Source organism: Marinimicrobium hydrolyticum, assembly GCF_030848505.1.
GTDB lineage: Bacteria > Pseudomonadota > Gammaproteobacteria > Pseudomonadales > Cellvibrionaceae > JAVDDU01.
Map to the genome: position 1 here is coordinate 61803 of NZ_JAVDDU010000003.1, position 13299 is coordinate 75101.

Genomic DNA, 13299 nt, shown 5'->3' on the forward strand with positions numbered 1-13299 from the left:
CGCGTGTACAACACACGCCATTAGGCAAACCAGGGCTCTCGGGCTTTCATAATCAGGGCCGCTGCGCGCTCTTCATCAATACCTTCGATGTCCAGCAGATCGTCAACAGCCTGCTCGGCAAGATCTTCCATGGTTACAATACCGCGGCCTGCAAGAACTTGGGCCAACTCGTTATCCATACCTTCCATATTGAGCAAGTCGTCCGCCGGAGCAGAACCTTCCAATTGCTCTTCGGATGCCAACGCCTGGGTAAGCAAAGCGTCTTTGGCGCGACCACGCAGTTCTTCTGCAATATCTTCGTCGAAGCCTTCGATGCCCAGCATTTCTTCCAGCGGTACGTAGGCCACCTCTTCCAACGTGGTAAAGCCTTCTTCCACGAGCACGGCGGCCACATCTTCATCCACGTCCAGGGCATTCATGAACATTTGCATGTAACTGCCCGATTCCTCTTCCTGCTTGGACTGCCACTCTTCCAAGCTCATGACGTTGATGTTCCAGCCGGTCAACTCAGAGGCGAGACGCACGTTTTGTCCACCGCGCCCAATTGCCATGGCGAGGTTGTCTTCACTCACAGCCATGTCCATAGACCCGGCATCCTCGTCCACCACAATGGATTCGATTTCGGCCGGCGACATGGCATTGATAACAAACTGTGCAGGGTTGTCATCCCACAGCACAATGTCCACGCGCTCATTGCCCAACTCATTGGAAACCGCCTGCACGCGCGAACCGCGCATACCGACACAAGCCCCCACCGGATCGATACGGCCATCGTTGGTGCTGACGGCAATCTTGGCCCGCAAACCTGGATCCCGAGCCGCGCCCTTAATCTCAATAACTTCTTCAGATATTTCGGGCACTTCGATTTTAAACAGCTCGATGAGCATTTCCGGGCAGGAGCGGCTCAAAAACAATTGTGGACCACGCGCTTCACTGCGCACATCCTGCAACAAAGCGCGAATACGATCACCGACGCGAAAAATTTCGCGACCGACCAGTTGATCGCGGGGCAACAGGCCCTCTGCATTATTTCCCAAATCAACAATAATACTATCGCGGGTAACCTTTTTCACGGAGCCGCTAATCAGATCGCCCACTTGGTCGCGGTATTCCTCGACAGTCTGGGCACGCTCGGCCTCGCGCACTTTCTGCACAATGACCTGTTTGGCCGTCTGAGCGGCAATGCGACCGAATTCCACATTCTCGATTTGCTCACGATAAACGTCGCCGACCTTCAGATTGGGATCTTTCTCCGCCGCTTCTTCGGTGGTGAGTTGGGTTCCCAACTCAGCCAGGACGTCATCGCCGACCACTTCCCAGGTACGGAAAGTTTCGTAATCGCCCGTGGCTCGGTCAATGTTGACTTCAATATGTGAGTCTTCATCGAAACGTTTTTTAGTGGCAGTGGCCAGAGCGGTTTCAATGGCTTCGAAAATAATTTCTTTGCCAACACCTTTTTCGTGGGAAACCGCGTCAACGACCAACAAAATTTCTTTGCTCATGAGCTTGCCTCGTTAAACTCCTTTGTTCTAGCCAATCAGTGGGCTAGAAACGGGGGACGATATTCGCCTTTTCAATTGTTTCAAAAGGCAGCAGAAACTCTTCAGAATCCACTACCACCAAAACGTTTTGGCCTTCAACACCTTTCAAGGTGCCCTTAAATTTGCGACGGCCATCTATGGCAGACCGCAATTTCAGAGCCAGGTCCTCGCCCACGTACTGGGCAAACTGTTCGAGCGTATAGAGCGGCCGATCCATTCCCGGCGATGACACTTCCAACGTGTAGTGCTCGCTAATCGGGTCTTCAACATCGAAAACACTACTAATCTGGCGACTGGCCCGCTCACAATCTTCAAGCGCAACGCCGCCTTCCCGCTCGATGTAGACCCGCACGGTCGACTGACGCCCCTGGGTTAAATATTCCAACCCCCAGAGCTCGCAACCCAGTGCGGACACCACTGGCGCTACCAGCGCCTGCAACTTCTGTTGTTTAGACACCATGGCGTAAACCTGTTGGTTTTGAACAATACGAAGGTCGGGCCAATACAGTTGCCGCAAACAAAAAATGGGCCCGAGGCCCATTCGCAACAACTGCCACAGGCCTCTGTGGCTGGGGGTTAACCCCATGTCAAAAACAAATACAAAAAAGCCCCAAAATGGGGCTTTTCGCTGCGAGCCTTGCTCGCCGGCTGATGCACTCCTAAGAAGTAGACACCAACCTGAAACTTGGAAGGAATGCACCAAGCTTCTTTAATTTGGTAGCGGGGGCTGGATTTGAACCAACGACCTTCGGGTTATGAGCCCGACGAGCTACCAGACTGCTCCACCCCGCAACTTCAACTCAGCGGGTCAATTACCCTAACCGAGGCCGCGCATTATAGGGAGCTGTCCCGATCGGGTCAAGGGGCGCGCGCCGATTTCTCAGCATTCGGCGCCACTCTACTTTAGCTACGGAGGCGACTTGCTTGAGCTGCCCCTACACGGCCCCCTCGAATCTCGCGAGAACGAGGCTTAGCAGACTCAAAGCCGTCAACACTACAACAATAACCCCCAGCAACATCCAGCCGCGAAAGGGCTTACGCTCCACACTATTTACCCCTGTGGACACAAACTCGTCCACACGCGCCTGATCTTCCGGCGATAGCCGAGTATTAGACATAATTAATCCACCTTTGACTGTTGGTGCTAAAAAAACATGCGCTATTGTATGCGGGGAAATGACACCAAAAAAGGGATAAGGGTCCAGCGGCTTTAAATATTGTGATCCAACCTGTGCCCTAAGGGTGTGGGATCATCATCTACACCCATATCAATCAGGCGGCGGCTTAAGTCGGAAGGTCGTTGCGCCAACTCCCGCTGCCCGCGGCTCACCTGGACACTCTGGTCTTGATTTACTCTCATGGAGTCGCCCTGATCCGCGGTATCATCCTGAATGCCACGCAAAACCTGTAGCGATTTCATGAGTTTCTGCGCTTGTTCCCGCAGCAATTCGGCTCGCGCCTCTGCTTTCAGCTGGCCAGCCTGGGCGGCCACGCGCCGGTAAACTTCTGAAGGCTCCAGCGGGGCGTAGGCCGCGCGCAGAAGCTGGCGAGCCTTTTCCAGTGTCGCCCTGGGGTCGCCGGGCACCTCCCGCAAATCCACGGGCACTTCGCCAGAAACCGCATAGTGGCTACCATCCGGCCCTCGAACATACTGATAGCGTGGCGCGCCAGCGTGACGCCCGGCCATGGCCGCGTAAACCTGTTCCTGCAGCCTTACTTTTCGATCTTGAACCGCCAGCTCCCGAACTTGCCGTGCCTCCTCCTGCTGCCCCTGCTCAGCCGATCGCCGCTCGATCGCGGACACCTCTTGCTCATCGGTATTTTGGTTGCGGCCATGGGAAAGTCGTACTTGCTCACCCGCTTCACCCGCCCGCTCGTCGGGGGAGCGGCGGTTCTCGCTCCGAGCCGTTTCAGCCGCGGCTTCAAGCGCCTTGAGGGTTGAAGCGCGGGCTTTTAGGTCAGTGTTTTCCTCACTCACAGCCTGACGCCCCAAGGGTGAAAAGGGGGCTATGGCGTTGGCGTGGTTGGGGGGGATGGTCGGCATCATTTTTGTGCCTGCTGCGGACTAGGCCTTAGTATCCAGCAGCCGACCGAGCATTTCGTCCGCCGCTTGGACTACGCGCGCGGAACTGTCGAACACTTGCTGCTGGGCGCGGATATTAAGCAGAGGCTCAATCACATCCTGATTTCCAACGGGCTCGTTGGCTGGCGCGGTGGCGACACTGGCGATTTGCTCGGCGGAACGAGTCATCTCCGCCTGGCTCCGCTGCATGCCGATTAAGCCTTGGTTGACCATGGATCCATCTATTGAAGACATGGAACCTCCCGTAGTTTGTCAGAAGTGTTGAATAGAGCGACACCTGTGGCCATTTTACCGCTGATCACGCTCAAAAAACAGCCAAAACGGGGTAACTTTAAGAAGAGTTCGGTGTAAAACGTGACCTATTATAACCAATTCGAATTCGGCGTAAGGGCCCTCTCCGCTTGCGGCCCCTGAGAAAGTGGGGGTTCGGCGGTGTGGGGGCTTTGGTCGAGTGCTGAAAGCGGGGTGGTTGGGTAGGCTATTCCGGTTTCCGCACTCTTATTGGAAAACGGAGGTTGGGTTTGGCAATCTACCTCCGGGACACGCCGTGAATACCTCCATGTAGGCTCGGATGCAGCATCCATGCTGCATACGGTCCCGGAGGTAGCTCCCCAAACCCTTGCGGGACGTTAGGTGCCTGTAAGCAATTCCAACCGACCTCAGTGCCAACTCCATCGTTTTGCGGAGCCCGATGCTGGGTTCGACCATAACCTTATGACTCCCGATACCCAACTCCCTTATTTCCCGAAACCTCCAGTATGGCACCGCGGAGAGTGGGGCAGGCATTCCCGGACCGTATGCAGCAGGGATGCTGCATCCGAGCCTATAGGGATATATTCACGGCGTGTCCGGGTGTGCCTGCCCCACTCGTAGCACTCGACCAAAGCACTATACTTTGCACTCGATCAATGCGCTGAAAGGCCACTCGAAAGAAACAGGCTACTACGGAGGTTCAGGAGGTTAACTGCCCCCTAAAAGACCAACATCCAAATGCGCTGTAGCAGCCTCGGGAGTGGCATGCTCCAAGTGCGGCACTACACCCAAACAAGGGGCCGGCAGCAGTTGCCTCAGTGTGTCGATATTCTCCTGAAGACGCGGCATGTCCGGGTCAAGCGTATTGGCGACCCAGCCTGCCAGTGGCAGGCCGTCCCGAGCAATGGCTTCCGCGGTGAGCAGCGCGTGATTCAGGCATCCGAGACGCATCCCAACCACTATAATCACGGGGAGATTGAGCTGCCGGGGCAGTTCGGCCAAAGTTTCGCGTGGATTCAGCGGCACGCGCCAGCCGCCGGCACCTTCCACCAGGGTGAAATCTGCCAGCCCCATGGCGCCTCGGCAATAACCGCTGAGACGGTCAACAGAAAGCACCTTCCCCGCTTCTTGGGCGGCAATGTGGGGCGCAATGGCTGGCTCCAGAGCCACGGGATTGATTTGCTCGTAATCCAAGGGCACGCTACTGACCGACGCCAGCAACTCCGCGTCCGCGTTGCGCAACCCTTGCGGGCCTCGCGTACAACCGGCGGCCACCGGCTTTAAGCCGAGAGTGGTTAAGCCTCGCTGCTGCGCACTGTGGAGAAGCGCACTAGCCACCAGAGTTTTACCCACATCCGTATCGGTGCCGGTGACAAAAAAGGCGTGCTTAGGCATGGGGGGTGTCCTCAGTCAATTGGCCGGCAACGGCCTGGCAGTAGTAAACGTCGTAACTGGCCGGGAGCTGACCGTCCACCCGAAAGAGTTCGTAAGCCTCCTTGAGCGCCGCTATTTTGTGGCGTCCAGTCAGCCCCTCAGGGCCGCCGCGATTCACGTTGTGAGCACCCAGGGCTTTCAGCTCCCGAGTGAGATCGCCCAGTTGCGCGTAATGAAGTACTCGCTCTTCTCTGTGCCACTGTATGTCCACAAACCCGGCCGCAGTCAGGGCCGCCTCCAAATCTTCCATGGGCAAAAAGCGGTTGACGTGTACGTAGCCATCCACCGCCTGCCAGGCTTGCTTGAGTTCACGTAAGGTACCAGGGCCCAGCGTTGAAAATGCCAGGGTTCCGCCGGGCATTATGACCCGTTGAAGCTCGTTAAAGAGCCCCGAAACCTGCTCGCACCATTGAATCGACAAGCTGGAATAGACTAAATCGAGGCTGTCGGGAGCCAGAGGCAAGGCCTCGGCATCGGCGCACAACCACTGCGCCGGCATCGATCTCTGGCCTCGGGCAAAGTGAAGCATGCCTTCGGCGAGATCCAAGCCCAACACTTGCGCACCCGGCCGATTCTGAGCCAAACGCTCAGTGATGTAGCCGGTGCCGCACCCCAAATCCAGAATTCGGGTGGCCTCCACGGCCGACTTGGGCAGGAGTTCAAGCAAGCGTTCACTTACGGCGCGCTGTAGGCGAGCCACGCGGTCGTAACTGCTGGCTGCACGGCTAAAGGAGTTGGCGACGCGGCGCTTATCCAGCTGACCGGCGTCTCGGCGCAGAAAGCGGCCTATGTGCTCAACCACTTCGACAGGGCGGCTCCAATGCAGGGCGTGGCCCGCGCCGGGAATCACGGCCACGGTTTGACGATTATTGAGCTGGGGTACGGCCTCGGCGGCGGCCAGGGGAACCAAGGCATCGGCTTCGGCATAGAGGTGCAGTCCGGGCTGGGGGAGACGAGCAAATCGTTCCCGGTTGTCCAGCTGCGCCAACAACTGCAGGGCTTCAGACCAGGTGTGAGCGCTCACATCGGGACCGGAAAACGCCTTTCTCAACTCTTTCAGCAGGGTCCGCTCCTCAGAGTCACCCTGGGCCATAAGCCCCGTGAAACGCCGCCAGGTAGCGGCAGGATCAGCCTTAAAGCCCGCGTTAAAGCGACGATTGATCGCCGGAGCCATGGCTGCGGGCCAATCCGCTCGAGCTACAAACGCCAGGTTACTGGCCAGGGTTACGACTCGCTGAACTTTATCCGGGCAGCGCTCCGCCAAAGCGACCGCCAACATACCGCCCAAGGACCAACCGATGAGTGTGGCGCGTGGCGGCAAACTGTCTTCCAGGCGCTGCAAAACCGTACCCAAATCGAAGCCCGGTACTGGCGCACTCTCTCCAAATCCCGGCAAATCGATAGCGATTACATCTCCAAATTGCCGAAGCACCGGCAGCAGCGGCTCCCAACTGCCGCTGTCGCACCCCCAACCGTGTAACAAGACCAGAGGGTCTCCTGGTTTCTCGCTCAGAGCTGGGTAATGGTGGGCCGCCAGTTGTCGGGACTGGGGAAGGTTGGCCGCCACGCTGGTAAGGGGGTTAGTCACGGGTCAATTCTCCCAGAGCATCCAACAACTGCGTCACCTGTTGTTCCGAATGCTCCGCCGACAGGGTAATGCGCAGCCGCGCGGTACCGACCGGAACGGTGGGAGGACGGATCGCGATCACCAGAACGCCACGCCCGGCCAGCTTGTCGGCCAGCTCCAGGGCGCGCGCTTCGTCACCCACCAACAAGGGCTGAATTGCGGTTTCCGAGGGCATCAAGGTCAAGCCCAGGGACTCGGCGCCTTGGCGAAACTGGTGGATCCGATTTCGCAGCGCTTCCCGGCGCCAGCTCTCCTCTTGGAACAAGCGCAAGCTGAGGCGACTGGCCGCTGCAACGGCCGGGGGCATGGCGGTGGTGTAGATGTAGCTGCGGGCCTGCTGAATCAATGTTTCTATGAGCACTTCGCTGCCAGCCACAAAGGCACCGAAGGTTCCCAGCGCTTTGCCCAGGGTGGCCATCAGAATGGGCAACTGATCCTGCCCCAAGCCAAAGTGTTCCGCGCTACCCACGCCCTTGGCGCCGAGACAACCAAAACCATGGGCATCGTCCACCATCAACCAGGCATTTTGCTGCTCGGCCAGTTGAGCCAGCTGCGGCAGGGGCGCGCAATCGCCGTCCATGCTGAAGACCCCGTCTACCGCGATCAGCTTGCGGCGGCTTTGGGTGCTGAGAAGACGCCGCTCCAGATCGCTAACGTCATTGTGCTTAAAACGCTGAAAGCGAGCACCACTAGACAGTCCGGCATCCAGCAGGGAGGCATGATTGAGACGATCCTCGAATACCGCGTCGCCACGCCCTACCAGAGCCGTGACGGTGCCGAGATTGGCCATATAGCCCGTAGAAAACAGTAACGCCCGATCCCGCCCGCAAAACGCTGCCAGCTCTTCTTCCAGGGCGTGATGCTCCCGAGAATGGCCATTGACCAGGTGCGAGGCACCACTACCGACGCCGTACTCGTTGGAGGCCTGCTGCAAGGCTGTAACCACACGCGGGTGGCGGGCCAGGCCCAGATAATCATTGCTACAGAAAGCCGTGTAGGTTTTGCCGTCCACACGCACTTCCGGCCCCTGGGCGGATTCCAGCAGCCGGCGCTGGCGGTACAAATGCCGCTCGCGACGCTCCGCCAGTGCGGGCGACAAGGCTTGTTCAAGAGAGGTGGTCTGGCTCACGGCGGTGCTCGGATGGGCCGGGCATAGCGCCCGGCACCAGTGGATTATTTGGCAGCGTTATAGAAAAAGCGGTCGTTGCGAACTTCTTCCAGGCTCTCTGCCAATTCAGCTTCCAACTTGGCTTCTTCCTCGTGGATCTGCCGCGCTTCGGGCTCAATACCCAGGCGCTTAAATAGCTGCATGTCTTTGTTGGTTTCGGGGTTGGCCGTGGTGAGGAGTTTTTCGCCGTAAAAGATGGAGTTGGCGCCCGCCAAAAAGGCCAGAGCCTGCATTTGTTCGTTCATTTCCTCGCGCCCGGCGGACAGGCGTACGTGCGACCTGGGCATAAGAATACGGGCAACGGCCACGGTACGAACAAACTCGAAGGCATCCAGCTCTTCGTTATCCCCAAACGGGGTGCCGGCAACCCGCACCAACATGTTAATGGGCACGGACTCTGGGTGGTCGGGCATATTAGACAGTTGCTGCAATAAGCCGGCACGGTCTGTTTGCTCTTCGCCCATGCCCACAATACCGCCGCAACACACCTTCATGCCGGCTTTGCGGACATTGTCGAGAGTCTCTAAGCGATCCTGATAGGTACGGGTGGTAATGACCTCCCCGTAATACTCAGGTGAGGTATCCAAATTGTGGTTGTAGTAATCCAGACCGGCATCCGCCAATTGCTTCGCCTGATTGCCGTCGAGCATGCCCAGGGTCATGCAGGTTTCCAACCCCAGGGATTTAACTTCGCGCACCATATCCGCCACATAACCCATATCGCGGTTTTTGGGCGAGCGCCAAGCGGCACCCATGCAAAACCGGGTCGCGCCACTGGCTTTGGCGGCCTTGGCCTCCTCCAGAACCTTCTCCACGGCCATAAGCCGCTCGCGCTCCAGGCCGGTATCGTAGCGGGCGCTCTGGGGACAATATTTGCAGTCCTCCGGACAGGCGCCGGTTTTGATGGAGCACAGGGTGCTGACCTGCACTTGGTTGGGATTGAAAAACTGCCGATGCACCGTTTGCGCCTGGAACATCAGGTCGCTAAAGGGTTGATTGAACAAGGCGAGAATCTCATCGCGGGTCCAGTCGTGGCGAATCAGGGGCTGAGCTATGGCGTTCATGGGCAGTTTCCGTGCAAAAGTTCGCGCCAAGTGATTGGCGGTGAGCGCTCTATATTACCTTCACCCAAGTCGCTGTCAACCTTGAGCAGGCATTTTGGTTAACAGCCGAAGCTTTGACAGATTTTTCAGACGACGCCAAAATGTGCCTGTGACTGCCAAGGACGCTACAAGCTCACTGCACAAAAGGATTTTTATGCCGATCATCGACCTTACCTCTTTAACCCGCACCTTCAGCGCCATGGGCAACGCGCTTTTGCCCTGCCACTGTGTGTTGTGCGATGCACCCCTGAGCGGGGAGCTGCTGTGCCATGATTGCCAATTGGCCTTGCCCTATCTGCGCGGACACACGTGCGAAAGTTGTGCCCTTCCCCTGACCACCCAAAGCCGCTTTTGCGGGCACTGCCTGCAAAACCCGCCTGCCTTTAGTCGCAGCTTGATCCCCTTTCGCTACGGATTTCCCATCGACAGTATGATTCATCGTTTTAAGTATCGGCGTCATCTGACTCAAGGCCGAACCTTGTCTCGGCTCTTAGCGGATCATTTGCAGCATAGCTATGACCAGCAACCCGACCTGAATTTGCCCGAGGTCATTGTGCCAGTGCCACTGCACTGGTCGAGGCGATGGTTGCGCGGCTTTAACCAGACTGAGGCACTTGGATGGGATCTCGCCCGTGACTTGAACATCCCCCTTGCCACGCGCCTTTGCCGTCGCCGCCAACGCACACCGCCCCAGCGTGGCCTAAGCCGAAAAGAGCGGCAAAAGAACCTGCGCCAGGCGTTTTCAGTGACCCGAAGAGGAAGAGGGGCATTTGAAGGAAGGTGCGTGGCGCTGCTGGATGATGTCGTCACCACCACCAGCACCACCCGGGCACTCAGCAAGTTACTTATGGAGGCAGGCGCCGCCGAAGTTCACGTCTGGGCGCTAGCCCGCACGCCCGACCGATAAGCAACCTTGTTTTTACTCTGGCTTACATTCCGTGTCGGCCAGCATCTGATGCTGGCCGCTGTCTTTGTGTACCAGAATACAGGCGCCGCCCTGAAACAACAGCTGGAAATGCTCCGGCTGATCCAGTCGGCGCCCCTGTCGATGCATGTTTTCATCCGCCCGGTAATGGGATTGCTCCAATATCAACACGCTGGACTCGGTCAACGCATTCGGCGCCAACAGTACATCCACCCCATCCAAAGCATTGCTCACCGCTTCGGAAAGCGCCGCTCGGCTGTCAGCGTCGGGCTCCACGATCAGCCCCGGCACAGGATCCAGGTCAGTTGTTTGACAGCCGCTGAGAGCGCCCATGAGCGCTACCACCCCAATAAATCTGCGCATCATTAATCTCCTGTCATGATTCGATTTTGCAGCGCTGGAGAGCGAGGAATATACCCATCCTCTACCGGGGCCACTGTGCCTTTCATGCTAGCACCGGATCCCCCGGAAAGGGTAGGGCAGGTCTCGCTCTCCCGGTACTGAAGGGCGGCCGCAAGGCGCCACTCCTCAGGATCGCCCAACTGGCGTCTCAAGTCGTCGCGGACACTACAACCGGGCAGCGATACCGCGCCCGGGGCTCCCGAGCCCGGGGCAAAGCCTTCGCTGTAATCTCCAAATCCTTTTTCGTTCTCACCCCGAAACTGGGTCATGGCGTAAGTGGTGCCACAGTTGTCTTGCGCATAGAAACCATAGGGTTTACCACAGGTGGTGGCGCCAATCAAAATGACGTCCACGTCGACGCCGCGCAAACCGTTGATGATGGCTTCGCTGGCCGAGCAGGTATTGGAACCAGAAATCACATACACGCGCGACAACTGCAAGCTCGGCAAGGGTTCACCCGCTGGTGCCGACAAGCCGACAGTTTCCGAATAAAAATTCATGGGCCTAATAGGTTGGTCGGTGACCGGATTCACGTCCGGGTGCTTATCGTTGAAACTCAACTTCTCAAAGACTTTTCCGTCCGTAAGACGAGTGTCTGCGATCATATAAGACAATTGACTTGCGATCGCCAGGTAACCGCCGCCGTTGTATCGCAGGTCCAAGATCAAATCCATCACCTCTCCTTCGAGGGAGGTGATAGCATCCACCAAGGCTTGCTCCGACACTGCCGTGTGATCGTTAAATAACAGGTAACCAACTGTGCCAGATTCAGTCTCGAACGTTTTGACTATCGGAACAGGGGAAGACGTAATAGCCTCCGCCGTGAGGTCCGCGTTCAGGTTGCCGTCAAATTTCAATTCGTAGTTATCGCCGGCTTGGGCCGGGTATAAGCCCGCATTGATGATTGCCAAAGCGGCAGTATTATTGTTGTGAACCACATCCAAACCATTCACAGCGGTTAGCTTTTGGCCACGTTTAACGCCCGCCTCGTCAGCAGGAGACCCAGGCTCCACGTAGACCACTTGGATATCTCGAGGCGGTGTGGGGGAGTGAATGGCCCATTGAATACCGTAACCAACCGATACCCCGGATTGCGCCATGGCCTGATATTCATGGGTGGGCATAGTAAAGCGAAAGTCATCCTTACTCCGCCCGGATTCGGTTCTTTCGGTAGTGCGCAAAAGGCGGAAATAAGATTCCGTTTCCGTGTAGAGCCCCGGATCGCGATCCAACACCTCGTCGTACCAAAGGTAAGTATCGTTAACCCAGGAGCGCAACCAATTGTTTTCATCCAGGATGGATCCGGCACGGTCCGGGTAGTTAGAGCCGGTACGCGGATCTGCGCACCGGTGGGCAAACTGATCGGCGGGCAAAAACTCTCCCTTCACCCAGCCTTCGCCCTCCGAAGAACTGCGATTTATATCTCGCGGGGAGCCGTCATTACCGCCACCACAGGCGCTCAGGCTCAGCGCCACAGCTAAGCACAGACCGGCGGCGGACTGACTGGTATTGGTGGCTTTCTCCAGAGGGATGTGTGTGCGAAGGGTCATAGGCGCTCCTCAAATTGTTATTTGTAGACTTCCCTGAACAGCGTCAGTAGCGACGCTGGCAACACATGATAGGCGGATTTGTGTCGCCTGTGAACGCCTGACCCGAGCAAAATGTGAAGCTGCCCCCAAATAAGCGTTGGAAAGCGCTACAATGGATGCTTCGATATTTTACAGAGCGCGAGGGACTATGACCGAATCAATGGCACATCCCTATGAAGCCCTGACGCCGGATTTGGTGTTGGATGCAGTGGAAAGTGGTGGTTACGTATCTGACGCGCGCATCCTGGCTTTAAACAGCTATGAGAACCGAGTTTATCAGGTGGGCATCGAAGATGAGCAACCCCTGATTGCCAAATTTTACCGCCCTGAACGCTGGTCCAACGCACAGATCCAGGAAGAACACGACTTTACTCAGGCTCTGCTGGAGCTGGAAGTCTCGGTGGTTCCACCCCTGCCAGATGGGCAGGGCAAGACGCTGCGTGAATACGCTGGTTTTCGCTTCGCTCTTTATCCCCGCCAGGGCGGCCACGCCCCCAACCTGGACGATTTTGATCAGCTACTGTCCCTGGGTCGCGTCCTGGGCCGGATGCACGCCCTGGGCCGGGTACAACCCTTCTCCGAACGACCCGATTTGAGCATACAAAGTTACGCTCGGGAGAGTTATGATTTTTTGTTGTCCAGCGGCTTCATCCCGTCTTCACTGGAACAGTCCTATAGCACCTTAGGCGCAGACCTGATCGACGCCTTGGAAACCGCCTTCGCGCACACTGACTACACCCCCATCCGCTTGCACGGAGACTGCCACCCGGGGAATATTCTCTGGCGTGGCGATGCCCCGCATTTCGTGGATTTCGACGATGCTCGCAATGGCCCGGCGATACAGGATTTGTGGATGCTGTTGTCGGGAGAACGAGAGCAGCAGACGGCGCAAATTGCCGAAGTGCTTGAGGGGTATCAGGAGTTTTGCGATTTCAATTTTGCTGAACTGAAACTGATTGAAGCACTGCGAAGTCTACGCATCATGCATTACAGCGCTTGGCTGGCGCGCCGCTGGAGTGACCCGGCGTTTCCCAAGAGCTTTCCCTGGTTCAACACGGAGCGCTATTGGGGAGAACATATTCTGGAGTTGCGTGAGCAGCTGGCGGCTCTGCAAGAGCCGCCGCTGGCCATCTTCTAGCAAGGGAGCTGCTGGACTAGTTCAGAGGCTCCCAAGC

At 57.2% G+C, this 13299-nt stretch carries 13 protein-coding genes and 1 tRNA gene; 2 read left to right on the plus strand and 12 right to left on the minus strand.

Annotated features, from left to right (window positions below; all coding sequences use genetic code 11):
- Positions 1-20: 20 nt before the first annotated feature.
- From nusA to bioB, 10 genes are all read right to left on the minus strand, one after another.
- Entirely contained in the window at positions 21-1502 is a 1482-nt protein-coding gene (nusA, locus tag RBH33_RS06400) for a transcription termination factor NusA (RefSeq protein ID WP_306731324.1), read from the minus strand.
- Positions 1503-1545: 43 nt separating this feature from the next.
- Positions 1546-2001 carry a ribosome maturation factor RimP gene (gene rimP, locus RBH33_RS06405; protein WP_306731325.1) on the minus strand — a complete coding sequence of 152 codons (456 nt, stop codon included), beginning with the start codon at positions 1999-2001 and terminating at the stop codon, positions 1546-1548.
- Positions 2002-2256: 255 nt separating this feature from the next.
- Positions 2257-2333: transfer RNA gene (locus tag RBH33_RS06410), tRNA-Met, on the minus strand.
- 143 nt (positions 2334-2476) lie between these two features.
- On the minus strand, positions 2477-2659 hold the full coding sequence (locus tag RBH33_RS06415) for a DUF3094 family protein (RefSeq protein ID WP_306731326.1): 183 nt from the start codon (positions 2657-2659) through the stop codon (positions 2477-2479).
- 92 nt (positions 2660-2751) lie between these two features.
- The gene (locus RBH33_RS06420; RefSeq protein WP_306731327.1) at positions 2752-3588 is read right to left on the minus strand and encodes a putative metalloprotease CJM1_0395 family protein; all 837 of its coding nucleotides are present in this window, start codon (positions 3586-3588) and stop codon (positions 2752-2754) included.
- A gap of 18 nt (positions 3589-3606) precedes the next feature.
- Positions 3607-3858 carry a hypothetical protein gene (locus tag RBH33_RS06425; RefSeq protein ID WP_306731328.1) on the minus strand — a complete coding sequence of 84 codons (252 nt, stop codon included), beginning with the start codon at positions 3856-3858 and terminating at the stop codon, positions 3607-3609.
- A 726-nt stretch (positions 3859-4584) separates the two neighbouring features.
- The gene (gene bioD, locus RBH33_RS06430) at positions 4585-5271 is read right to left on the minus strand and encodes a dethiobiotin synthase (protein WP_306731329.1); all 687 of its coding nucleotides are present in this window, start codon (positions 5269-5271) and stop codon (positions 4585-4587) included.
- Entirely contained in the window at positions 5264-6898 is a 1635-nt protein-coding gene (gene bioC / locus RBH33_RS06435; RefSeq protein ID WP_306731330.1) for a malonyl-ACP O-methyltransferase BioC, read from the minus strand. Before bioC ends, bioD begins: the two co-directional genes overlap by 8 nt.
- On the minus strand, positions 6891-8066 hold the full coding sequence (bioF, locus tag RBH33_RS06440; RefSeq protein WP_306731331.1) for an 8-amino-7-oxononanoate synthase: 1176 nt from the start codon (positions 8064-8066) through the stop codon (positions 6891-6893). The genes bioC and bioF overlap by 8 nt, the downstream gene beginning before the upstream one ends.
- A 44-nt stretch (positions 8067-8110) precedes the next feature.
- On the minus strand, positions 8111-9169 hold the full coding sequence (bioB, locus tag RBH33_RS06445) for a biotin synthase BioB (RefSeq protein WP_306731332.1): 1059 nt from the start codon (positions 9167-9169) through the stop codon (positions 8111-8113).
- 193 nt (positions 9170-9362) lie between these two features.
- On the opposite strand from bioB, the gene RBH33_RS06450 reads away from it, so the two are divergent.
- Entirely contained in the window at positions 9363-10115 is a 753-nt protein-coding gene (locus tag RBH33_RS06450; RefSeq protein ID WP_306731333.1) for a ComF family protein, read from the plus strand.
- Between the two features lie 12 nt (positions 10116-10127).
- On the opposite strand, the gene RBH33_RS06455 is transcribed toward RBH33_RS06450, so the two are convergent.
- Together RBH33_RS06455 and RBH33_RS06460 are read right to left on the minus strand one after the other, a co-directional pair.
- On the minus strand, positions 10128-10496 hold the full coding sequence (locus tag RBH33_RS06455; RefSeq protein WP_306731334.1) for a hypothetical protein: 369 nt from the start codon (positions 10494-10496) through the stop codon (positions 10128-10130).
- 2 nt (positions 10497-10498) lie between these two features.
- Entirely contained in the window at positions 10499-12085 is a 1587-nt protein-coding gene (locus RBH33_RS06460) for a S41 family peptidase (protein WP_306731335.1), read from the minus strand.
- 187 nt (positions 12086-12272) lie between these two features.
- Here RBH33_RS06460 and RBH33_RS06465 point away from each other — a divergent pair, with 187 nt between their 5' ends.
- On the plus strand, positions 12273-13262 hold the full coding sequence (locus RBH33_RS06465) for a serine/threonine protein kinase (protein ID WP_306731336.1): 990 nt from the start codon (positions 12273-12275) through the stop codon (positions 13260-13262).
- The last annotated feature ends 37 nt before the right edge of the window (positions 13263-13299 follow it).